The organism is Bradyrhizobium sp. BRP19, from assembly GCF_020194195.1.
GTDB classification, from domain to species: domain Bacteria; phylum Pseudomonadota; class Alphaproteobacteria; order Rhizobiales; family Xanthobacteraceae; genus Bradyrhizobium; species Bradyrhizobium yuanmingense.
The window spans coordinates 951,202-971,321 of sequence record NZ_JADYVZ010000001.1 but is presented as its reverse complement, the minus strand read 5'-3'; the positions used below and the strand labels follow the sequence as shown (position 1 = coordinate 971,321).

Below are 20,120 nucleotides of genomic sequence, written 5' to 3'. Positions count from 1 at the left end.
AATACCCCGGAATCGAGGGGCGGGATGGCCAAGTTTGCGAGCAGGAAAGCGCGGCAGCATGCCGTCTTGTCGGAGGACTTCGAGCGCGAGCTGACGCGGGAGGTGCTGCGCACCGAGCTGTTGCGGGTCCGGGCGCTGATTGCGACCGGCTGCGTCATGACGCTGTTCCTCACCGCAATCTATCTGATCGACCCCGCCGTGGTGAACCGGGTCTGGCGCGGCACCGAAGGGCTCGCCGAAGTCTACGGCCTGCTCGTCGGGTTCATTTTGTTCGAGGCCTGGGTCCACACCCAGATCAGGAAGAACCTCCGCCTCGACCGCGACGTGCCGGTGGCCAGGCGCTATATCGGCACGCTGATCGAGACGTCGCTGCCAACCGTGATCCTCATCCTGCAGATCCGGTCCATGGGCGCGACCCAGGCCCTCGGCTTCGCCGTGCCGCTGATGTATTTCATTTTCGTCATCCTCTCGACGCTGCGGCTCGATTTCTGGCTCTCGACCTTCACCGGCTTCGTCGCTGCTGCCGAGCTGTTCGTGGTCGCACGGGTCTACGATCCCTCGAGCAGCGTCGGCGAGCCCCAGCTCTATTTTCACGCGGTGCGCAGCGCCATCATCCTGATCTGCGGCGTGCTCGCCGGCGCCGTCGGCGCGCAATTGCGCCGGCAGTTCGCCGCGAGCATCGCGGCCGCCACCGCGCGTGACCGGGTCACCAATCTGTTCGGCCAGCACGTCTCGCCGCAGGTGGTGGAGCGGCTGATGACGGCGGGAACGGGCGCTAGCGGCGACGTCCGCCGCGTCGCGGTGATGTTCGTCGATTTCCGCGGCTTCACGGCCGGTGCGCAGTCGCGCAGTCCGCAGGAGGTGGTCGACCGGCTCGACGGCGCCTTCGCCGTCCTGGTCGACATTCTCGACCGCCAGGGCGGCATCGTGAACAAGTTTCTCGGTGACGGTTTCCTCGCGCTGTTCGGCGCGCCGCTGGAAGCATCCGACGCCGCGCACCGCGCGGTCGCCGCCGGCCGCGAGATGCTCCGGGCAATGGACCGCATCAACGCAGAGAGCAGCTGGCCGCTGCGGATCGGCATTGGCATCCATTTCGGCGAGGTCGTCGCCGGCAATATCGGCTCGCCCCGGCGCAAGGAATACACGGTCATCGGCGACACCGTGAACTTCGCCTCGCGACTCGAGGCGCTGAACAAGGATTTCGGCTCGCAGCTCTTGATCTCGGCGTCCGTGCGCGAGGCGCTGGGAGCCGACGGCAGCGATGCCGTCGCGCTCGGCGAGGTCGAAGTGCGCGGCTACGAGCAGAAAGTACCGGTGTTTCAGCTGGGGTAATGTGCATCACACATCGGCGCGCGCAGTTCACTTTCATCCAAGCGATTGCTCCGATTGCACTCAATTTTGGGGCATGACGAGCGATGTTTTCGGCTTGTAGAGTGCTGCGCGATGCGGCCGGTCGCGGCCGCGACTTGCATGAGGAAGTGACGATGCAGCGCCGCTACATCACCGTCGACGTGTTCACCGACCGCGCCTTCGGCGGCAACCAGCTCGCGGTGGTGCTCGATGCCGGCGGGCTGACGACGCAGCAGATGCAGGCGATCGCGACCGAGTTCAATTATTCCGAGACCACTTTCGTGCTGCCGCCGCGCGACAGGGCCAACGACGCCGAGGTGCGCATCTTCACGCCGGTGCAGGAGATCGCCTTTGCGGGCCATCCCAATGTCGGCACCGCCTTCGTGCTGGCCTCGATGGCGAAGGAGCCGAAGCCACGCCTGCTGTTCGAGGAGAAGGCCGGGTTGGTCCCGGTCGAGATCGTGCGAGAGCAGGGCAGGGTGATCAGAACCGAGCTCACCGCGCCGCAGCCGCTGCAGCGGCTCTCAACGCTGTCAACAGCGGAAGCCGCGAGCTGCATCTCGCTCGTTGCCGACGACATCAAGACCGACAATCACGAGCCGCAGATTGTCACCGTCGGAAACGCGTTTCTGGTGATGGAGCTGCATTCGCGCGAGGCGCTGAAGCGGGCCCGGCCCGATGCTGCGGCCTTTGGCAAGGTCTTGCCGCGCGATGGTGCCCGCGCGGTGTGGTTCTATACGCGCGATGTGCCGGCGGCGGAGGCGCCTTGCGAGCGACAGGCGCGCATGTTCATGCGCGGTGCCAGCGGCCTCGTCGAGGATCCCGCCACCGGCAGCGCCACGGTTGCCGCCGCCGCGCTGTTCGCCGATCTCGATCCCGCGCGCGATGGTGAGCTCAAGCTCACACTCGGCCAGGGTTTTGACATGGGTCGTCCAAGCATCCTCTCGACCCGCGTACGCAAGCAGGACGGCAAAATTGTATCCGCTCACGTCGGCGGCGCTTGCGTGCAGATGATGGAGGGGACGTTCCAGCTGGCGGGGGAGGGGTAACTTCTCATTCCGGGGCGCGCGTAGCGCGAACCCGGAATCCATCTAGCCGCAGTGTTGGTGGAGGAATGGATTCTCAGGTGCGCAATTGCGCACCCTAGCTCGCGCTGCGCGCGCCCCGGAATGACGGCGACAACTACACCTGCCGCCCCGCCAAATTCTTCACCGCAACCCCATCGCGCTCCTCGATGATCTCCGCGATCATCTGGCGGTGGCAGTGGGTGTGGTCGCGCTCGTAGCAGAGCAGGCACACCGGGCCGGCCTTTTTCACCAGCGCAGAAAGCTCGTCCATCTCTTCCCTCGCCTGCGGCGTCTTCAGGTGCTTGGAGAAGATCTTCTCCAGCACGTCGTATTGACCGCTGCGGGCGGCGAGGCGGCCTTCCTTCGGCGTGCCGAGCGCGGCGAGATGGACATAGCCGATGCCGCGCTCGTCGAGGCCCGCCGAAAGCTGCTTCTTGGAAAAGCCTGGCCGGCGCGACGAGGTCACCGCGCGCACGTCGACCACGAGCTTGACGCCGGCCTGTTCCAGCTCGTCCAGCACGGCCTTCGGCGGTGTCTGCTCATAGCCGATGGTGAAGAGCTTCTTCGCCTTTGCCATGGGACCCTCAACTCACCCGTGCGATCAGTTCCATGGCGCCGTGCGGTGCGCGCACCTTGCCCTCGTGGATGACGTAAGCGAACACGTCGCGCGGCTCCTTCTTCGGCTTGGCCTTGTCAACCTTCGGGAGATCGTCGGGTTCACCGCCCGAAGCCCAGTCCTGGAAGCGCTCGGCCCAGGCGTCGAGCTGCTTTGGCGGATAGCAGGTCTTGATCTCGTCATTGCCCTTCTGCAGCCGCGCGTAGATGAAATCGCCGGCGACATCTGCGATGGCGGGATATTTGCCGTGCTCGGCGAAAACCACGGGCGTCTCGAACTCGCGGATCAGCGCCACGAAGTCCGGCGTGCAGAAGCTGTCATGGCGCACTTCCACGACATGGCGCAGCGCGCGCCCCTCGAGCTTGCGCGGCAACAGCTCCAGGAACTTGCCGAAATCGGCGCCATCGAACTTCTTCGTCGGCGCAAACTGCCACAGCACCGGCCCGAGATGATCGCCGAGTTCCAGCACGCCGGAATCGTAGAACCGCTTGATGGAATCACCGGCCTCGGCGAGCACGCGGCGGTTGGTCGCAAAGCGCGGTCCCTTCACGGAGAACACGAAACCGTCAGGCACCTCGCTCGCCCATTTGCGAAAGCTCTCCGGCTTCTGCGAGCCGTAATAGGTGCCGTTGATCTCGATCGAGGTCAGCTTCGAGGCGGCATAGGACAGCTCCTTCGCCTGCGCGAGCTTCTCCGGATAGAACACGCCGCGCCAGGGCTCGAAGGTCCAGCCGCCGATACCGATGAAGATGTTGCCGGATTTTTTGGACGCAGTTTTTACTTTGGCCACGGGAGGATCTCGCATCGACGGGGAGGGATCTCATCCTAATCAAACCAGATGTGATTGGCCAGTTGGCCGGTCCGGTCTAAGCTCGCGACGGGCCCGCGAAGAAGGAGAACAAGATGCGGATGCTGCTGGTGGGGGGCGCGCTCGTCATGATGACATCTGCTGCCATGACAAGTTCTGCCGTGGCGGATGACGACGACACGAAGGGCGCGCAGAAGCTCGCTCAGCAGGGCCGCGACGACTATTGGCATTGCCTCGCGCGGGAATATTCGCGCGAGTCCAATCAGGGCCTGTCGGAGCAGGATTTCGGCCGCTCGGTTGCCGGAGCCTGTCCGTCGGAGCGGCAATATTACCGGGTCACGCTGCTCGATTATCTCACCACGCAATATCCTGATATCGATGCCGGCGCTCATCTCGCCACCGCGAACAGAGCGGTGGAGGCGGCGCAGAAGGACATCGTGATGGCCTTCGTCAAGCACCGGCCGCCCCAGAAGTAGGGGAGTGGCGAATCGCGAATAGGGCGACAAGGCATGCCATGCTCATTCGCCACTCGCCATTCGCGATTCGCCCTGGGCCTTCCAGTCGCGCGCTCATCCATGGTATCACTGAGCCCGTCTGGAGCAGGAACTTGCATGTCGTCTGAGTCGGTGGGTGGCATTCTGGGGGCGATCGTCGCGGCGGTCGTCCTTGCGGTTGCCGTCGTGTTCGGGCCGATCGGCCAGTACGGCAAGCCGCCCAAGCCGGCGAAGGCCGAGCCGGCGGCGGCGGCACCCGCAGCCCCGGTCGCGCCCGCGCCGCGCGGGCCGGTCATCCGGGAAGTGCCCAACCAATAGGGTTTGAAAATCGGATTTCCGCCCCCTTGCGGAACGCTTTTGCCATTCCCATCTAGCTTCTAACGGCGACGTTGAGCGTAAAGACCTCCGTCGCTGGAACGACCTTGGAATTGCTTAAGGCTTGCGCCGGATGTACGCGCGGCCGCCGTTCCGGGGTCGTTGGCATTTTAGGCCCCTTTTCGGCCCTTCCCCAGACCCCCGGCTTGGCAGCGCAGGATGCGGCGGATATACGCTGCCGTCATGAACGAAGCGATCAGACCGGGCATCGACAACCAAGCCCACGAGGGGCCGGAACTGTCGGTTATCGTCCCAACTTTCAACGAGCGCGACAACGTCACCGTGCTGTACCGGCGCCTCGAGGCGACGCTCGCCAACGTCGTCTGGGAAGTCGTGTTCGTCGACGACAATTCGCCCGACGGCACCTGGGATGTCGTGCGCGAGTTGGCGCAGCGCGACAGCCGGGTGCGCTGCGTCCGCCGCATCGGCCGCCGCGGCCTGTCGGGCGCCTGCATCGAGGGCATCCTTGCCTCCAGCGCGCCCTATGTGGCCGTGATCGATGCCGACCTCCAGCACGACGAGACGCAGTTGCCCAAGATGCTGCTCTTGCTCGCGAGCGATCAGGCCGACCTCGTCGTCGGCAGCCGCTACATCGAGGGCTACAAGAGCGAAGGCTTCAACAGGCAGCGCGCCGGCGCCAGCGCGCTCGCGACCGAGGTCGCCAAGAAGATGCTGCGGGTCGAGATTGCCGACCCCATGAGCGGCTTCTTCATGATCCGCCGCGACCGCTTCGAGCAGCTCGCGCCAAAACTCTCCGTGCACGGCTTCAAGATCCTGCTCGACATCGTCGCGACCGCGCATGGCAGCTTGCGGGCGGTCGAGATTCCCTACACCTTCGGCGCCCGCCAGCACGGCGAGAGCAAGCTCGATTCCATGGTCGCGCTCGACTTCCTCGGCCTCGTCTTCGCCAAGCTGACCAACGACATCGTCTCGCTGCGCTTCATCCTGTTCGCGATGGTCGGCGGCATCGGCCTCGTCGTGCACCTGACCACGCTGTTCATCGCGCTTCGCCTGTTCAACGCGCCGTTCCCGGAGGCGCAGGCCGCGGGCGCCATCGTCGCCATGACCAGCAATTTCGTCCTCAACAACTTTCTCACCTATCGCGACCAGCGGCTGAAGGGCTTTGCGCTGCTGCGCGGCCTGATCGCCTTCTACATCGTGTGCAGCGTCGGCCTGCTCGCCAATGTCGGCGTCGCCTTCTCGGTCTACGACCAGGAGCCGATCTGGTGGCTGGCCGGCCTGGCCGGCGCGTTGATGGGCGTGGTGTGGAACTACGCGATGTCCGGACTGTTCGTCTGGCGCAAGAAATAGCGCGTGATGGGCGGGGCCGACGCGCGGATCGTCCGCAACACCGCGCTGCTGATTGTCGCGCTGGTGGGATTGCGGCTCGTCGCAGCCGCCTTCACGCCGATCACGTTCGACGAAGCCTATTACTGGATGTGGTCGAAGAGCCTCGCCGGGGGCTATTACGACCACCCGCCCATGGTCGCCTATGTGATCCGCGCCGGCACCATGATCGCGGGCGATACCGAGCTCGGCGTCCGCCTCGTCTCGATCCTGCTCGCGCTGCCGATGAGCTATGCGGTCTATCGCTCCGCCGCAATTCTGTTCGGCGGGGTGCGTGTGGCCGCGACCAGCGCCATCCTGCTCAACGTGACGCTGCTGGCTTCCGTCGGCACGCTGATCGTCACGCCCGATGCGCCGCTGCTGGTCGCCTCCAGCTTCGTGCTGTTCTTTCTCGCCAAGGTGCTGGAGACCGGACGCGGCGCCTGGTGGCTCGCAGTCGGCGCCGCCGTCGGCGCGGCGCTATTGTCGAAATACACCGCGATGTTCTTTGGCGCCGCGATCCTGATCTGGCTCGCTTGCGTGCCGAAGCTGCGGCGCTGGTTCCTCTCGCCGTGGCCCTATCTCGGCGGCCTCGTGGCGCTGGCACTGTTCTCGCCGGTGATCCTCTGGAACGCCGACCATCAATGGCTCTCGTTCGCAAAGCAGCTCGGGCGTGCCAAGATCGAGGACTTCCGCCCGGTCTTCATCGCCGAACTGATCCCGACCCAGATCGCGTTCGCAACCCCGCTGGTCTTCATCCTCGGCGCCATGGGCCTGCATGCGCTGACCTGGCAGCGCGTCGGCGCGCTGCCCTCGCGCGTGCTGATCGAGACGATGTTCTGGACCATCGTCGTCTATTTCGTCTGGCATTCGCTGCATGCGCGCGTCGAGGCCAACTGGTTCGCGCCGGTGTATCCGCCGTTCGTCATAGCCGCGGCCGCCGCGGCCAATCTTGCGCAATGGAAGCCGCGTCAGCGGCGCCTCGTCGACGTTTGCCTGCGCTGGGCCGCGCCTGTGGGCATCGTCATGTTTGCAGCCTTGATCGTGCAGGCCAATACCGGCTGGTTGTCCGGATATCGCCGCGATGCCACCGTGCGCAGTGTCGGTGTCGGCTGGCGCGAGCTGGCGGCCGGAATCGAAGCGGTGCGCGTGCGCAGTGGCGCCACCTGCGTGCTGGCGCAGGATTACGGCACGACGAGCTGGCTCGCATTCTATCTGCCGCGCGGCACCTGCGTCGCGCAGCAAAGCCAGCGCATCCGCTGGATCAACATGGCCGAGCCCGATCCCAAGCTGCTCGCCGGCAAGCTGCTCTATGTCGACGAGCTGCGCGCCGACGGTCATCCTGCCCTCAATGCTCTCTTTGCAAAGGTGACGCAGGTGGCGCAATTGCAGCGCAAGCGCGGGCCGCTCGTGATCGAGACCTACGGCATCGACCTGCTGGAAGTCGCCAAGGGCGAGGTGCTGGACCGTTCGCCGCCGCCGGAAGCGCGCTAAAGCGCGATGCGATTAGGATGAATCATCGTCGCGCTTTAGGTTTTCCGGATCATCTCTAGCGGCTTAATCGATCATCTCGGCCTTGTCAGCATCCTGTCCCGGCCCATCGCGATCGCGCCAGAACCAGACAGTCACGACGCCGGAACGGCCGCGGACCCGGGCGAGCAGGGGGCCGGACAGAACGCCGTCGGGCGCGCCCTGGAAGTCGGCCGCATCCAGCAGCGTGTCGCTCAGCGCAAGGCGCGCATCGTTCTGGGCGGCAATCTCCATCAGCCGGCTTGCGACGTTGACGGTGTCGCCCGTCGCCGTGATGTGCTGATGGCTTTCGCCGAGTCGCGAGGCGACGATCGGGCCGCAATGTGCGCCGATCTTGTAGCCAAGCTGACCTGCGATCGCCGGCGGCAGCGAGGCGATCCAGCGTGCGAGGCCGCGATGCAGATCGACCGCACATTTCAGCGCGCGCGCCGAATCGTCGGGCATCGCGCGCGGCAGCCCGAACAGGATCATGGCGCCGTCGCCGAGAAAGCCCGTGATCATGCCGCCGCAATCGATCGCGATCCGGTCGATCAGCGCATGAAACGCCTTCAGAATATCCGTGAGCTCGTCCGGATCGATCCGCTCGCTCAAACCGGTGAAACCGGAGAGATCGACGAACACCACGGCTGCATCCTGCCGCACCGGCTTCGACAGGAAGTTCGGATCTCGCGAGAGCCAATCCCGCAGCGCCGGAGCCTGGAATTGCGCAAGCGACCTGCTCTTAGCGGCGAAATATTGCGTGCGGCGGCCTCCGGCCCACAGCTGCACGCCGGCAAAGACCGCAACCGGCGGCACGGCGGCGGCGAGCGTGGTCGCGGCGTTCAGCCAGACGCCGTGCGTGAACGCGAACAGGTTGAGCCCGGCCCAGGCGATCATCACCGCGGCCGCCGCCATGGTGCCGAGCGCGATGCGCCGCCAGGCGAGCAGGCCGACCAGCAGCACCGGCAGCAGGATCGCCGTGAGCGCGTCGGCAATGCGGACCCGGTGGTCACGCAGGATGGCGTCGCCGGCGACGAGATGCGTGATTGCGGTCGAGACCACCTCGACGCCGGGCATCAGGGAATCGAACGGCGTCGGATAGAAGTCGCCGCCGCCGGCGACGGAGGCGCCGATCACGACGATCCGGTTCTCGATGGCCGCGCGATCGAGCGTGCCGTCGAAGATGCTCTGTGCGCTGACGGTACGGATGGTGCGGCGCGGGCCGTAATAGGTGATCGGCAATGCCAGATTGCTGTCGGTCGGCACCACGCGATCGCCGAGCATGAGATGGCCCGGCGCGACGGTCAGCGGCTGGTCGAGCGCGCGGGCCGCGACGCGCAACGGAAACGACAGCTCGACCTTGTCGCGGGTCCGAAACAGCATCGGCACCGAGAGCGGCGAGCCTGATTGCCCTGTCGCGACATTGACGATGCCAACCTCGGCGTGATCGGCGAATGCGGGCAATGGCTGCAGGAAGCGCTCGGCCTCCGGCAGCACGGCCAGCGGTCCTTCGCGGCTGGGTGCCACGGTTTCGCTCGCGGAGGGGAAGATCGCGGCGGCGGCAAGCACCATGGGACCGGTGGCCAATGTGTTGGCCAGCGTCGCATCGCCGATCGCGGCGCTGCGGTCGACCAGCAGCAGGTCGATCGCCACGACCTTCGGCTTGAACTGCACGATGGTATCGACCACGCGGGCAAGATCGGCGCGCGGCAGCGGATAGGTGCCGCCGCGCTTCACCACGGTGTCGTCGATCGCCACGATGGTGACGAGATCCGGCGGACGCCGCACGCCGCGCGCCTGCGTCCGCCAATCCGTCAACGTGGCTTCGAGGCGGTCCAGGAAGCGCAGATGGCCGTGGGCGTGCGTGGCATAGATGCCCGCGCCCCACAGCGCGGTGAGGACGAGTGCCACCAGGATCTGAACGCGTCGGCTGCGCATGCGGTCTTGCAATCGTATAATCCAAATCTCATGGGCCGGGCCTTGCCGGCCCCGGCTCATTGCCCGAGTCTGGCCATGAGCGCGTCGACGCGCGGCTGGCCCCAGGTCTTGACGGTCAACGGGCCGGTTGGCTCGACATCGACGCCTTCCCCGGGTCCAAGCACGACACCGCGTCCACGAGCCCTGCGGCTCACGCCGACCCGGCCGTCTGCGACGAACACGGAAGTCTTGGTGTCGGCGACATCGACCGCCCATTTCGTGCCGCGTACTGCGGCAATCGCTTGCGGCGTCAGCACCTTGAAGGGATTGCCGCGCGGCTTCTTGGGCACCTCGATCAGCAGCGCTTTGCTGCTCAACTCCACGGAGTCTATATGTCCGTCGCGGTTGGCGTCCTTAAGTTCAAATCTGGCGCCGTTTTCCGCAACGATGGTAATGCCGTTGTCGCAGCGCCAGGTCTGCGTCCCGGCAGCCGACGGCGATGCCGTGCAGCCCGCATTCGCCGCAGGCTGCGCAGTCGCAGATCCGATCAACAGAAACGACCCCGCCAGGGCGAAAAACCCCGCGCGCGCGATCCCTCTCATGCCAGCCTCCGTTTGCGTGCTCGGCACAGCTCAGGGCAGGATGATACGGTACCGTATCACGAGCGGAGGCTGCTGAAAAGTGCCGAAGTGGGAGCTATTTTCTCGCACCCGCGATGTCCAGAACCGTGGCGATCAACTTTCAATCACGGCGCCGTGCCGCGTGAGGTCGCCCGGCGCGACATAAGCATGCAACATTCCCGCGCGGCCGACGAGGCCAATCCGACGCGTCGTCCACCAGCCTCGCGCAACGCTGGCGCGTTACGTTCGGGGGCAGTGGAGGGCCACGAAAATGACGTTCTCAAGTGCGTCATGGATGTGGGCGCAAACGTCCGCAGAGCGTGCTGAACCGGCCGAGAATTATAGTTAACAGACCCGACTAAGTCCGTAGTTCTGCGGGCGTTTTTCTCAAAACGGGACAGCGTTAACGAGTCGCCGCAGATCCGCCCGAACTTAATCCGCATTTAACTAAAAGTCGCCTTAATGACGCTCCGACCCTCTGCGAGATGCTGTTCCCGGATCGTGACCAGCGGCACTTCGAAGGGGGACTGAGTGACACCGTCCTGGACGCAAGGCGAATGAGTACGAGTATCGCTGCGCAGAGTAACGCGGCACGGAAGTCCAAGAATTTCTCGAAGACCAATTCGCGGAAATCTTCCCGGAAAATGATCACGATCAATTGGCTTGGCGCCGCGGCGATCGGCTGCGCCGTGGTGGGCGCCGGCTGGACCATCCACAGCAACATCTTCGGCGCGAGTGTCTATCCGACCGTCGGCAGCAGCGGCTACGACGAGCCGGTGATCAAGCGCGCGCCCAGGGTGGCGCTGCGCGAGGCCGGCGAGGCCATCAAGGAAACCTTCGCGCTGCTGCCCGACCGCCTCCAGGTCGCAGCTCCAATCTCGCGCGAGATGTTCAACGAGCGCTTTGCGGCGGCCGCAACGCAGGGCGTGCCATCGAATGCCACAAGCGCCGCACCCCCGGCGCAGGTCGTTGCGGTGGCCAAAGACGCCCCAAAGCAGGGCGTGATCGCGAAGGTCGCGGAGGCGCTGAAGCCGGCAGCCAAGGGCGCCGACAACGCCGCGGACAAGACCAAGCGCGCGCCGGCTGCCCAGCTGCAACTCGCCTCGGCCGACCCGGCCGAGATCGTGCCGGCGCCCGAAGCCAAGCAAAAATCCTTTGCCGATCGCGCCAAGGCCGCGGTGATGTCGATCACCGCTCCGCGCCAGGCGATGGTGGAAAAGCTGTGGGGCAAGCGCGAAGCGTCCAGCGGGCTGCTCGCTTACGCCTCGGCCGATGCCAGCATCACTGCGTCCATCGCCCCGAAGGAGCAGAACCCGATGTTCGGCGGCGCTCCGCCTTATGAGCGGGACACCGCGGTCTACGACATCACGGCCAAGATGGTGTATCTGCCCGACGGCACCAGGCTCGAGGCGCATTCCGGCCTTGGCGCCAACCGCGACGATCCGGACTCCCGCCGCCTGCGCATGCGCGGCGTGACGCCGCCGCACATCTATACGCTGAAGCCGCGCGAGGCGCTGTTCCACGGCGTGCCGGCGCTGCGCCTCACCCCGATCGGCGGCGAGAGCGCGATCTACGGCCGTGACGGCCTGCTCGCCCACACCTTCATGCTCGGGCCGGGCGGCGATTCCAACGGCTGCGTGTCGTTCAAGGATTACTACGCGTTCCTCGACGCCTACCGCAACAAGGGCATCCGCAAGCTCGCGGTGCTGGCGCGGGTGGAGTGAGGCGAGCTCAGGCCGCAACGGTCTTGCGCAGCGCCATCTCGGTCGCGATCGCGCGCCGGACCGCGGGGCGGGCCTGCATGCGTTCGAGATACGCCGCGAGCGGTGGCCATTGCGCGATGTCGATCCCTGCCGGACGGAGCAGAAGCAAGGTCCAGGTGAGATGGGCATCGGCCACGGTGAAGGCGTCGCCGACGAGGAATTCGCGGCCCGCCAGATGCGCTGCCGGCACCGACAATGTCTGCATGATCCTCGCGCGCGGCTTGGCCAGCGAGCCGTCGTCCTTGTACCAGAAGGTTGGAAACAGGAACGCCTTGTGGATCTCGGCGCCGACGAAGCTCAGCCATTCCTGCAGGCGATAACGATCGATGTCGCCGGGCCGCGGCGCAAGGCGTGCCTCCGGCTTCACATCGGCGATGTATTGCAGCACCGCTGCGCTTTCCGTCAGCCGCTCGCCGTTCTCCAGCACCAGGACCGGCACCGCGCCCTTCGGTGACACGCGGAGGAAATCGCCGCCGTCGTCCACGAGCCGCTTGGTCCAGATATGGGCGAGGTGATACTGCGCCTCGATTCCGGCCTCCAGCAGCGCGATGCGGCTCGAGAGCGAGCAGGCCATCGGAAAGAAATAGAGCTGCAGCATCGGGAAGGTCTCCTCAGGTCAGCACGTCGCTCTGCGCGATGATCGCGAAGCGGTCCGACAATTCGGCCAGAGCGACCTCGTGAATCATTCTCGCCGGCAGGGCGCCGCCGCGCCCATCGGGAAGATCGCGCGTGGCGCAGGCATCCGCCGCGATCGTCGTGCGCAGGCCGAGATCGAGCGCGGCGCGCGCGGTCGAAGACACGCACATATGCGTCATGAACCCCGCGAGCACGATGTTCTTGCGTCCGGTCGCGGCCAGGCGGGCCTGCAGGTCGGTGCCGGCGAAGGCATTCGGCAGTGCCTTCTCGATCACGGGCTCGGTCGCGAGCGGCGTCAGGCGTTCGACGATCGCGCCGCGCGCCGCCTCGCGGTCGAACAGGCCGCCGGCGCGACCCTTGTGCGCGACGTGGAAGATCGCAGCTCCGCTCTCCCGTGCGCGCGCGAGCAGGCGCGCAGCCGCGGCGATCGCCGCTTGCGCATCGGGAAGGGCGAGTGGGCCGGCGCAATATTCGTTCTGGATGTCGATCAGAACGAGGCATGTCTCGTTGAGCTTGGGCGGATCGAGATCGGCGCCGGCGAGTTCGAGCAGCGTCTTTGGAGTGGTCATGCCGTCAGGCCTTCGTGAATTCGGATGCGTCGACACTAGCGCAGCAGCAGCCTGCTATTATGCAGGACTATTGCAGCTGATGGCTGCAAATTTGCAGGCAGCGGCGCCGCCTGCTAAGCTCGCCCGATGAACTGGGACGATCTGCGCATCATCGCCGCGGTCAGGGACGAGGGCACCTATGCCGGCGCCAGCGCGCGGCTGCGCATCGACGAGACCACCGTCGGCCGCAGGCTTGCGCGCATCCAGCGCGATCTCGGCGTGAAGCTGTTCGATGCGGTGGACGGCGTGCGGCGGCCGACGCGCCAGTGCGAGGCGGTGCTCGCGCATGTCGGTGCGATGGCCGCGCATGCGGCGGCGATCGACCGCATCAAGGAGGGCCAGGCCGGCCCGGTCGGGCGGCTGCGCATCGCCTCGACCAATGCGGTCGCCGAAGAGCTGCTGGCGCCGCATGCGAGCAGCTTCCTGCGCGATCATCCGGGACTGACGCTGCAATTCCTCACCGCGAGCGGCAACGTCAAGTTCTCGCGCTGGCAGGCCGATCTCGCCATCCGCCTGCGCAAGCCGGAGAAGGGCGATTTCACCATCTCCAAGCTCGGCGACGTCAGGCTGTACTTCTTCGAGCCGGCGGACCGCGGCGGCGGCGAGCCCGTTGCGTGCGTCTATCCGGACGAGCTCGACGCGATCCCGGAAGCGCAGTTCTTGCGTGCGAAGCGGCTGACGAACGTGCGCTGCGTCACCGACAATATCCGCATCATCCGCACCATGATCCAGTCGCATCAGGCCATCGGCGTGCTGCCCGAGCACAGCTGCGCACCCCTGCTCGCCGACCGCAGCCTGCGCGCCACCCTGCTGCCGAAGCGCCGCGACGTCTGGCTGCTCGTGCAGAATCACCTCAAGCGCGATCCCGCGACACGCGTGACGATCGCGTGGGTGAGGGCGTGCTTCCAGGACAGTGCGCGCGAGTGATGCTCTTCGCAGAGCAACGATCGCAATACTGCGACTACAGCTTTTGGTTGATCTGTTCTCCGCTTGATCCTAACATCCGCCCGTCATTCCGGGGCGGCGCGAAGCGCCGAGCCCGGAATCCATAGCCACAGGCCGGTGGAATGGCGTACTACGTCTACATCCTGGCGAGTAGAAAATACGGCACGCTCTACATTGGCATAACGAGCGACCTCGTTCGGCGCGTCTACGAGCACAAGATCAAAATGGTCCCGGGATTCACCAAGCGATACGGAGTCGATAAGCTGGTCCTGTTCGAAGTTTTCGATGAGCCTGCAAGCGCGATTGCTCGAGAAAAAGAACTGAAGAAATGGCGGCGCGATTGGAAGACACGATTGATCGACGAACAGAATCCAAATTGGGATGATCTCTACAACGGAATCTCCAACTAAAGCCTGTGGTTATGGATTCCGGGCTCGGCGCTCCGCGCCGCCCCGGAATGACGAACCAAAAATCTTCTCATCCCCCCTTGCAACCCGAACGTGCCTGGTCTATTAGCGCCGTCCTTCGCTAGGCCATGGGTTCGGGCTCGCTGAGATCCCGACTGGCGCGGGCCGGGTCTTGCCGGTTTCGTGTTCCGCCGAATGAAGGAGAAACGCAGGACGTAGCTCATGGAGAGCGTCGGGTTGAACACCCGAAGGCATCGGTTCGATTCCGGTCTCTTGCACAAAGGATAGCTCAGTTTGGTAGAGCCGATGATTGTGACTCATCCTGTCGCGGGTTCGAATCCCGCTCCAGCGCTCCGTTTCAGCCTGAAACGCTGATACCTCTGACGAGGACCGGACGCGCGCTTCAGTCGCGGTCCGGCCGTTTTGCCGCAAGGCTTTCCGTCCGAACCTAGACACTGTGAGACCGGCTTTGCGCCGCGGGTAGATACCGCTTGCGCTGATGCCGGGTGGCTCCGCACGGCCGCGCGACACGTCTCGCGCGATCGCGCGCGTGCGCCCGTCGTCATGCAAGCTCAAGCCCCGGCCCGCCGATTTCGCGGGAAGCGTCGTCCGCGTCCTCACGTCCTTTGCAGGTGTAACCCGCTATCCGGCCGCGCTCGGCCGGAGGCAACTGAAGGAGGCGTGCCATGACTTTGAACAAGACCTGGCATTTGCTGATGCTGAACGTGACGGTGAAGGATGGCGAGCGTGCGTTGCTGACGCGCAACGGGCAGCTCGTGCGCGTGCTCGCGCCCGGCAAGCATCGCCTGTTCGATCCCCTGCACGAGCTGAAGGCCGAGGTGCTCGACGTGGTCCGCAGCGAATTTCCTGCGGAGCGCTACGCGGTGCTGAAGGCCGCGCGGCCTGATCTTGCCGCCGAGCTGTTCGAGGCGGTCGAGACCAAGGCGGACGAGATCGCCATCGTCAGCCTCGACGGCCGGCCCGTGCATCTGATGACGCCTTGGCAGGTGCGCGTCTACTGGAAGGTCGCAACGCGCATCGATGTCGAGCGCATCGATGTGTCCAGCGACGTCAGGGTCGACGCGCGGCACCTCACCATGATCGAGCGCAGCCGCTCGACCGTCATGAGCGAGACTGTGGTCGAGAACCACGAAGCGGGCCTGCTCTATGTCGAGGGCCGGCTCGTGGAGCGGCTCGCGCCCGGCCGGCACGCCTTCTGGACCGTCGGCCGCAAGATCGAGGTGAAGCGCCTCGACCTGCGGCCCCAGGCGGTCGAGATCACCGCGCAGGAGATGCTGACCAAGGATCGCATCGCGCTGCGGGTGACGCTGACGGCGTTCCGCCGCATCGTCGATCCCGAGCGCACGGTGGCGACCGTGCCCGACGTGGATGCGTGGCTGTACCGCCTGGTGCAGTTCGCGATCCGCGAGGCGGTGGCGGGCCGGACGCTGGACGAGGTGCTGTCTGCGAAGGCGGCGCTGGATGCGGAGCTGCGCGACTATGTGCGTGCACGCGTCGCGGTATCAGGCGTGGAGGTGACCGAGCTCGGCGTCAAGGACGTGATCCTGCCCGGCGAGATCCGGGAGCTGGTGAACAAGGTGGTGGAGGCGGAGCGAGTCGCGAAGGCGAACCTGATCCGCCGGCAGGAGGAGACCGCGGCGACGCGTTCGCTCCTGAACACTGCCCGCCTGATGGAGGAGAACCCCCTGCTGCTTCGGCTCAAGGAGCTGGAGTCGCTGGAGCGGCTGGTCGAGAAGGTCGGCCGCATCGATCTCCATGCCGGTGAAGGCCAGGGCCTCGATGCCCTCCTGACCCGGCTCGTGCGTCTGAAGGCGCCCGAGAGCGCATGAACCGAAGGGCCGCCCACGGGCGGCCCTTCACATTGGCGTTGCCGCCGTCTGCGATGAACGCGATCGGCGCAAGGCGCGACCAATTTGAGCTCGTCGGGGATTGAGCGCGCTCGCAGGTTGCGTCATCTTGGGGTCGCAACGTCTTGATCAGGGAAGGCACATGACCGTTCTTCAGGAATCGATCCGCCCCGCGGCGCGATCCAGCGACTGGAAGGCGATCGTCGTCCTGATCCTCATGATCCCGGTGCTGTGGTCGCCGGTGATCCTGTTTCGCTTCGTCCTGTATCAGCCGTTCAACATTCCGTCCGGTTCGATGACACCGGCGCTGATGGTCGGCGACTACGTCTTCGCCGCGAAATACGCTTACGGGTATGGTCGCTATTCCCTCCCATTCGCGTCGTCCTGGATCTCGGGCCGCCTCCTCGCCGCCGATCCCGAATACGGGGATATCGTGGTATTCCGGACGGCGAAGGACAGTTCTGCCGACTACGTCAAGCGCGTCGTCGGCCTGCCCGGAGACCGCATCCAGATGCGGCAGGGCCGCCTCATCCTCAACGGCCGCCCGGTGACCCGCGTCGCCCTGGAGGCGACATTTGCCGGCGACGCCTGCGGTGTCGACGACCGCGCCGCCGTCAAGCGCTGGCGCGAGACGCTGCCGAGCGGCGCGTCCTATGTGACCTACGACTGCCTCGACAACGGCTATCTCGACAACACAGACGTCTTCACGGTGCCGCCGGGCCACATCTTCGTGCTCGGCGACAACCGCGACAATTCCACCGACAGCCGCATGTCGACATTCGGCTTCGTCCCGATGGACAATCTCATCGGCAAGGTGACGCGGATCTTCTGGTCGCTCGACGAAGACGGCGAGCCGCGTTTCGAGCGGCTCGGGAAGGTGGAGTAAGGCTTGCTCCGTCATTCCGGGGCGGCGCGCAGCGCCGAGCCCGGAATCCATAATCACAGGCGGACGGGAATGGCCCACTACGTTTACATCCTCGCGAGTAGGAAACACGGCACGCTTTACATCGGCGTGACCGACGACCTTGTCCGCCGCGTGTATCAGCACAGAACGAAAACCGTCCCCGGCTTCACGAGCAAGTACGGCGTCGACAAGCTCGTCCTGTTCGAAATCTATGACGATCCCGCGACGGCCATTACCCGTGAGAAGGAGCTCAAGAAATGGTGACGCGACTGGAAGACGCGTCTCATCGAGGAGCAGAACCCAAATTGGGATGATCTCTATCCGGGGCTGACCAAATAAGGTTCATCCTGCACTCCTTGTCATTCCGGGGCGCGCCCCCTTGGGCGCGAGCCCGGAATCCATAATCACAGCCAGATGGAGTGGGCCCGCTATGCCCGTCGCCCGTGAGTTTCGTGGTTATGGATTCCGGGCTCGCGCCCAAGAGGGGCGCGCCCCGGAATGACGTGCTCCCCAAAACAAAAACCCCGGCATCGCTGCCGGGGGTTCGCATTTCGTCGTTTGCCTGAGATGGCTGGATCAGAAGTCCATGCCGCCCATGCCGCCGCCCGGAGGCATCGCCGGGCCGGCGCCGCCCTTCTTGGGCAGCTCGGCGACCATGGCTTCCGTGGTGATCAGGAGCGCGGCCACCGAGGCTGCGTTCTGGATCGCGGTACGGACCACCTTGGTCGGGTCGATGATGCCCTTCTTGACGAGGTCGGCATATTCGCCGGTCTGGGAGTCGAAGCCGTAATTGTAGGCCTTGTTCTCCAGGATCTTGCCGACGATTACCGAGCCGTCTTCACCGGCGTTGATCGCGATCTGGCGAGCGGGGGCCGACAGCGCCTTGCGCACGATCTCGACGCCGGTCTTCTGGTCGTCGTTCTTGGTGCGCAGACCCTTGAGCTGCTCGGAGGCACGGAGCAGGGCGACGCCGCCGCCCGGAACGATGCCTTCTTCCACGGCCGCGCGGGTCGCATGCATCGCGTCATCAACGCGATCCTTGCGCTCCTTGACCTCGACCTCGGTCGCGCCGCCGACGCGGATCACCGCGACGCCGCCCGCGAGCTTGGCAAGACGCTCCTGGAGCTTCTCACGGTCGTAGTCCGAGGTGGTCTCCTCGATCTGCGCCTTGATCTGGGCCACGCGCGCCTCGATGTCGGCCTTCTTGCCGGCGCCGTTGACGATCGTGGTGTTCTCCTTGTCGATCATCACCTTCTTGGCGCGACCGAGCATGTTGAGCGTGACGTTCTCGAGCTTGATGCCGAGGTCTTCCGAGATCGCCTGGCCGCCGGTCAGGATCGCGATGTCCTGCAGCATGGCCTTGCGGCGATCGCCGAAGCCCGGAGCCTTGACGGCCGCGACCTTGAGGCCGCCGCGCAGGCGGTTCACGACGAGGGTCGCAAGCGCTTCGCCTTCGACGTCCTCGGCGACGATGACCAGCGGCTTGCCGGTCTGCACCACGGCCTCGAGCAGCGGCAGCAGCTCGTTCAGCGAGGAGAGCTTCTTCTCGTTGATGAGGATGTAGGCATCGTCCATCTCAACGCGCATCTTGTCGGCGTTGGTGACGAAGTAGGGCGAGATGTAGCCGCGGTCGAACTGCATGCCCTCGACCACGTCGAGCTCGGTCTCGAGCGACTTGGCTTCCTCGACGGTGATGACGCCCTCGTTGCCGACCTTCTTCATGGCGTCGGCGAGGAACTTGCCGATTTCGGCATCGCCGTTGGCCGAGATGGTGCCGACCTGGGCGATCTCGTCGTTCGAGGTGACCTTCTTCGAGTTCTTCTCGAGGTCGGCCACGACGGCTTCGACCGCGAGGTCGATGCCGCGCTTGAGGTCCATCGGGTTCATGCCGGCGGCGACCGACTTGGCGCCTTCCTTCACGATCGCCTGGGCGAGCACGGTGGCGGTGGTGGTGCCGTCGCCGGCCGCGTCAGCGGACTTGGAGGCGACTTCGCGCACCATCTGCGCGCCCATGTTCTCGAACTTGTCGTCGAGCTCGATCTCCTTGGCGACGGTGACGCCGTCCTTGGTGATGCGGGGAGCGCCGAACGACTTGTCGAGCACAACGTTGCGGCCCTTCGGACCGAGCGTGACCTTCACCGCATTGGCGAGAACGTCGACGCCGCGCAGCATCTTGTCGCGCGCTTCAACCGAGAATTTGACTTCTTTGGCTGCCATCTGGAGTTTTCCTTAGGTGAGTTTGACTGGAGGGGAGGAGAGGGGCTCTTAAGCCGCCTTCTTCTTGGACTCGCTGACTTCGAGAACGCCCATCACGTCGCTCTCCTTCATGATCAGCAGGTCCTGGCCGTCGATCTTGACCTCGGTGCCGGACCACTTGCCGAAAAGCACGCGGTCGCCGACCTTCAGGTCGATCGGGATCAGCTTGCCAGCTTCGTCGCGGCCACCGGGGCCAACGGCGACGACTTCGCCCTGGGAGGGCTTTTCCTTGGCAGTGTCGGGAATGATGATGCCGCCAGCGGTCTTCTCTTCGGCGTCGATGCGCTTGACCACGACGCGGTCGTGAAGCGGACGGAATTTCATGCAGTCCTCCTAAGCAATTGCTCGGGTTGAGGTTTTGAGATTGTTAGCAATCGTTGCCCGTGAGTGCTAGCACGAGCGAGCCTGAAATAGGACAGGAATTTTGCGGGAGCAAGGGTTTGTAGCAGAAAAAATAGCAGCCGAAAGCGCGGACTGCCAGAAACTCCTCGCCATCGTTAACCCGGCAGCCGTGACCGTATTAGCACGGAGTCGTCTCTGCTGCTAAAGCATTGAATTTCAACAGCTTGTTAAACTTTTGGGCTTGAGATGAGTTGTCAGTTTGCGTCACATTTCTCTCATGTGAGCGCATCGTTTCCGGGTGGCTCCCCG

General features: G+C 65.1%; 19 protein-coding genes, 2 tRNA genes and 1 pseudogene. 14 read left to right on the top strand and 8 right to left on the bottom strand.

Features of this window, described 5'->3' with window-relative positions; translation table 11 throughout:
* Positions 1 to 24 precede the first annotated feature (24 nt).
* Together I6F36_RS04750 and I6F36_RS04745 are read left to right on the top strand one after the other, a co-directional pair.
* Positions 25 to 1,332 carry an adenylate/guanylate cyclase domain-containing protein gene (locus I6F36_RS04750; protein WP_225132695.1) on the top strand — a complete coding sequence of 436 codons (1,308 nt, stop codon included), beginning with the start codon at positions 25 to 27 and terminating at the stop codon, positions 1,330 to 1,332.
* A gap of 152 nt (positions 1,333 to 1,484) precedes the next feature.
* Positions 1,485 to 2,399: a PhzF family phenazine biosynthesis protein gene (locus I6F36_RS04745; RefSeq protein ID WP_225132694.1), complete on the top strand. Its 915-nt coding sequence runs from the start codon at positions 1,485 to 1,487 to the stop codon at positions 2,397 to 2,399.
* 133 nt (positions 2,400 to 2,532) lie between these two features.
* On the opposite strand, the gene I6F36_RS04740 is transcribed toward I6F36_RS04745, so the two are convergent.
* Positions 2,533 to 2,994: a DUF488 family protein gene (locus I6F36_RS04740; protein ID WP_109143263.1), complete on the bottom strand. Its 462-nt coding sequence runs from the start codon at positions 2,992 to 2,994 to the stop codon at positions 2,533 to 2,535.
* A gap of 7 nt (positions 2,995 to 3,001) precedes the next feature.
* On the bottom strand, positions 3,002 to 3,838 hold the full coding sequence (locus I6F36_RS04735; protein ID WP_225132693.1) for a DUF72 domain-containing protein: 837 nt from the start codon (positions 3,836 to 3,838) through the stop codon (positions 3,002 to 3,004).
* Positions 3,839 to 3,936: 98 nt separating this feature from the next.
* On the opposite strand from I6F36_RS04735, the gene I6F36_RS04730 reads away from it, so the two are divergent.
* The 4 genes from I6F36_RS04730 (at position 3,937) to I6F36_RS04715 (ending at position 7,530) form a co-directional block, all read left to right on the top strand.
* Entirely contained in the window at positions 3,937 to 4,317 is a 381-nt protein-coding gene (locus I6F36_RS04730; RefSeq protein WP_036012816.1) for a hypothetical protein, read from the top strand.
* A gap of 135 nt (positions 4,318 to 4,452) precedes the next feature.
* Positions 4,453 to 4,653, top strand: a complete 201-nt coding sequence (locus tag I6F36_RS04725) for a hypothetical protein (RefSeq protein WP_036027765.1) — start codon at positions 4,453 to 4,455, stop codon at positions 4,651 to 4,653.
* Positions 4,654 to 4,893: 240 nt separating this feature from the next.
* On the top strand, positions 4,894 to 6,021 hold the full coding sequence (locus tag I6F36_RS04720; RefSeq protein ID WP_036012811.1) for a glycosyltransferase family 2 protein: 1,128 nt from the start codon (positions 4,894 to 4,896) through the stop codon (positions 6,019 to 6,021).
* 6 nt (positions 6,022 to 6,027) lie between these two features.
* Positions 6,028 to 7,530, top strand: coding sequence for a glycosyltransferase family 39 protein (locus I6F36_RS04715; RefSeq protein ID WP_225132692.1), 1,503 nt, complete (start codon positions 6,028 to 6,030; stop codon positions 7,528 to 7,530).
* A 63-nt stretch (positions 7,531 to 7,593) separates the two neighbouring features.
* On the opposite strand, the gene I6F36_RS04710 is transcribed toward I6F36_RS04715, so the two are convergent.
* Both I6F36_RS04710 and I6F36_RS04705 read right to left on the bottom strand, forming a co-directional pair.
* Complete coding sequence (locus tag I6F36_RS04710; protein ID WP_225132691.1) at positions 7,594 to 9,483, bottom strand: CHASE2 domain-containing protein; 1,890 nt, start codon at positions 9,481 to 9,483, stop codon at positions 7,594 to 7,596.
* Between the two features lie 56 nt (positions 9,484 to 9,539).
* A complete protein-coding gene (locus I6F36_RS04705) occupies positions 9,540 to 10,064 on the bottom strand; it encodes a FecR domain-containing protein (protein WP_036043640.1) in 525 nt (174 codons plus the stop codon).
* Between the two features lie 662 nt (positions 10,065 to 10,726).
* Between I6F36_RS04705 and I6F36_RS04700 the strand changes: the two genes are divergently transcribed.
* On the top strand, positions 10,727 to 11,806 hold the full coding sequence (locus tag I6F36_RS04700) for a DUF2778 domain-containing protein (RefSeq protein ID WP_225132690.1): 1,080 nt from the start codon (positions 10,727 to 10,729) through the stop codon (positions 11,804 to 11,806).
* Between the two features lie 7 nt (positions 11,807 to 11,813).
* Here I6F36_RS04700 and I6F36_RS04695 read toward each other — a convergent pair whose 3' ends face one another.
* Together I6F36_RS04695 and I6F36_RS04690 are read right to left on the bottom strand one after the other, a co-directional pair.
* The gene (locus I6F36_RS04695; protein WP_225132689.1) at positions 11,814 to 12,443 is read right to left on the bottom strand and encodes a glutathione binding-like protein; all 630 of its coding nucleotides are present in this window, start codon (positions 12,441 to 12,443) and stop codon (positions 11,814 to 11,816) included.
* Between the two features lie 13 nt (positions 12,444 to 12,456).
* A complete protein-coding gene (locus I6F36_RS04690) occupies positions 12,457 to 13,050 on the bottom strand; it encodes a cysteine hydrolase family protein (protein ID WP_225132688.1) in 594 nt (197 codons plus the stop codon).
* Positions 13,051 to 13,176: 126 nt separating this feature from the next.
* On the opposite strand from I6F36_RS04690, the gene I6F36_RS04685 reads away from it, so the two are divergent.
* The 7 genes and pseudogenes from I6F36_RS04685 to I6F36_RS04655 all read left to right on the top strand — a co-directional run bounded on the left by I6F36_RS04685 (position 13,177) and on the right by I6F36_RS04655 (position 17,552).
* Entirely contained in the window at positions 13,177 to 14,016 is an 840-nt protein-coding gene (locus I6F36_RS04685; protein WP_225171057.1) for a LysR family transcriptional regulator, read from the top strand.
* A gap of 140 nt (positions 14,017 to 14,156) precedes the next feature.
* Positions 14,157 to 14,444: a GIY-YIG nuclease family protein gene (locus I6F36_RS04680; RefSeq protein ID WP_036012798.1), complete on the top strand. Its 288-nt coding sequence runs from the start codon at positions 14,157 to 14,159 to the stop codon at positions 14,442 to 14,444.
* A gap of 205 nt (positions 14,445 to 14,649) precedes the next feature.
* Positions 14,650 to 14,719 (top strand) — tRNA-Phe (locus I6F36_RS04675).
* A 4-nt stretch (positions 14,720 to 14,723) separates the two neighbouring features.
* Positions 14,724 to 14,789: transfer RNA gene (locus tag I6F36_RS04670), tRNA-His, on the top strand.
* Between the two features lie 338 nt (positions 14,790 to 15,127).
* Positions 15,128 to 16,291, top strand: a complete 1,164-nt coding sequence (locus I6F36_RS04665) for a slipin family protein (protein WP_225114397.1) — start codon at positions 15,128 to 15,130, stop codon at positions 16,289 to 16,291.
* Between the two features lie 160 nt (positions 16,292 to 16,451).
* A complete protein-coding gene (lepB, locus tag I6F36_RS04660) occupies positions 16,452 to 17,195 on the top strand; it encodes a signal peptidase I (RefSeq protein ID WP_225132686.1) in 744 nt (247 codons plus the stop codon).
* 69 nt (positions 17,196 to 17,264) lie between these two features.
* Positions 17,265 to 17,552, top strand: a pseudogene (locus I6F36_RS04655) (GIY-YIG nuclease family protein).
* Between the two features lie 237 nt (positions 17,553 to 17,789).
* Here the strand turns inward: I6F36_RS04655 and groL are convergent.
* Positions 17,790 to 19,430, bottom strand: a complete 1,641-nt coding sequence (groL, locus tag I6F36_RS04650; RefSeq protein WP_057029537.1) for a chaperonin GroEL — start codon at positions 19,428 to 19,430, stop codon at positions 17,790 to 17,792.
* A 48-nt stretch (positions 19,431 to 19,478) separates the two neighbouring features.
* A complete protein-coding gene (locus I6F36_RS04645) occupies positions 19,479 to 19,793 on the bottom strand; it encodes a co-chaperone GroES (RefSeq protein ID WP_025037205.1) in 315 nt (104 codons plus the stop codon).
* Between the last annotated feature and the right edge of the window lie 327 nt (positions 19,794 to 20,120).

Coding starts and splice junctions, on each gene's coding strand:
- I6F36_RS04685 (WP_225171057.1), top strand. CDS start 13,177: ATGAACTGGGACGATCTGCGCATCATCGCCGCGGTCAGGGACGAGGGC.
- I6F36_RS04745 (WP_225132694.1), top strand. CDS start 1,485: ATGCAGCGCCGCTACATCACCGTCGACGTGTTCACCGACCGCGCCTTC.
- I6F36_RS04710 (WP_225132691.1), bottom strand. CDS start 9,483: ATGCGCAGCCGACGCGTTCAGATCCTGGTGGCACTCGTCCTCACCGCG.
- I6F36_RS04665 (WP_225114397.1), top strand. CDS start 15,128: ATGACTTTGAACAAGACCTGGCATTTGCTGATGCTGAACGTGACGGTG.
- I6F36_RS04695 (WP_225132689.1), bottom strand. CDS start 12,443: ATGCTGCAGCTCTATTTCTTTCCGATGGCCTGCTCGCTCTCGAGCCGC.
- I6F36_RS04690 (WP_225132688.1), bottom strand. CDS start 13,050: ATGACCACTCCAAAGACGCTGCTCGAACTCGCCGGCGCCGATCTCGAT.
- I6F36_RS04720 (WP_036012811.1), top strand. CDS start 4,894: ATGAACGAAGCGATCAGACCGGGCATCGACAACCAAGCCCACGAGGGG.
- groL (WP_057029537.1), bottom strand. CDS start 19,430: ATGGCAGCCAAAGAAGTCAAATTCTCGGTTGAAGCGCGCGACAAGATG.
- I6F36_RS04705 (WP_036043640.1), bottom strand. CDS start 10,064: ATGAGAGGGATCGCGCGCGCGGGGTTTTTCGCCCTGGCGGGGTCGTTT.
- lepB (WP_225132686.1), top strand. CDS start 16,452: ATGACCGTTCTTCAGGAATCGATCCGCCCCGCGGCGCGATCCAGCGAC.
- I6F36_RS04725 (WP_036027765.1), top strand. CDS start 4,453: ATGTCGTCTGAGTCGGTGGGTGGCATTCTGGGGGCGATCGTCGCGGCG.
- I6F36_RS04680 (WP_036012798.1), top strand. CDS start 14,157: ATGGCGTACTACGTCTACATCCTGGCGAGTAGAAAATACGGCACGCTC.
- I6F36_RS04715 (WP_225132692.1), top strand. CDS start 6,028: ATGGGCGGGGCCGACGCGCGGATCGTCCGCAACACCGCGCTGCTGATT.
- I6F36_RS04645 (WP_025037205.1), bottom strand. CDS start 19,793: ATGAAATTCCGTCCGCTTCACGACCGCGTCGTGGTCAAGCGCATCGAC.
- I6F36_RS04730 (WP_036012816.1), top strand. CDS start 3,937: ATGCGGATGCTGCTGGTGGGGGGCGCGCTCGTCATGATGACATCTGCT.
- I6F36_RS04700 (WP_225132690.1), top strand. CDS start 10,727: ATGATCACGATCAATTGGCTTGGCGCCGCGGCGATCGGCTGCGCCGTG.
- I6F36_RS04735 (WP_225132693.1), bottom strand. CDS start 3,838: ATGCGAGATCCTCCCGTGGCCAAAGTAAAAACTGCGTCCAAAAAATCC.
- I6F36_RS04740 (WP_109143263.1), bottom strand. CDS start 2,994: ATGGCAAAGGCGAAGAAGCTCTTCACCATCGGCTATGAGCAGACACCG.
- I6F36_RS04750 (WP_225132695.1), top strand. CDS start 25: ATGGCCAAGTTTGCGAGCAGGAAAGCGCGGCAGCATGCCGTCTTGTCG.